The following is a 689-nucleotide window of genomic DNA, read 5'->3' as shown; positions in this document are numbered from 1 at the left end:
CGCCGGTTGTTCCTCCAGCTGTCTCACCAGTTGTTGCGCCGCCAGTTGTTCCTCCAGTTCCAGTCTGAATCGTCAATTCTGTAGGTTTTAGAGTTACCACCCATTTGTCTGCAGCTTTAGTTTCCGCAAATACATCTTTAAACATACTAAAAATAAGTACTAAAACAATTAAACTAGTAAAACCTTTTTTCAAATCCTTCACCTCTCTAGTTAATTCAAAACAATTGTGTATATGTAAATAATTGTTTTTTTACTATTGAAAAATCTCATAACAGACGAAAAGCCCCCTGTTTAGGGGGCTTTTTTTGACTGTCTAATATATTAATATTTTATTATATTAGCATTTTCTTTGCATATTAAAATTGTATTACACACTTGCCTATTCTTGTTACGTTTTTTACTTTTAAATTTAGGTAATTAGGTATGTTTTTATAGATTTAAGTTGAAACTATGAGGATTTTACATATAAGTGCGTTTTAATTGTTGAATTAATTGAGGTTTGATGGTTTTTATTTGCGATTTCCGGATTTTAATTGTGATTCTCACTTTTTATTTGCGATTCCCGAATTTTAATTGCGATTTTCACTTTTTATTTGCGGTTTCCGGATTTTAATTGCGATTTTCACTTTTTATTTGCGGTTTCCGGATTTTAATTGCGATTCTCACTTTTTATGTATCTACGTCAATAA

1 protein-coding gene is annotated in these 689 nt (G+C 31.1%); it reads right to left on the bottom strand.

Annotated features, from left to right (window positions below; all coding sequences use genetic code 11):
- Nucleotides 1-193: hypothetical protein (locus COE53_RS23680; protein WP_142350435.1), on the bottom strand; the 193-nt coding region annotated here is incomplete at its 3' end.
- Between the last annotated feature and the right edge of the window lie 496 nt (nucleotides 194-689).

Source organism: Bacillus sp. AFS029533, from assembly GCF_002585125.1.
GTDB lineage: Bacteria > Bacillota > Bacilli > Bacillales > Bacillaceae_G > Gottfriedia > Gottfriedia luciferensis_B.
Note: the sequence above shows the minus strand (reverse complement) of the source record. Positions and strands in the feature narration are given on the sequence as shown.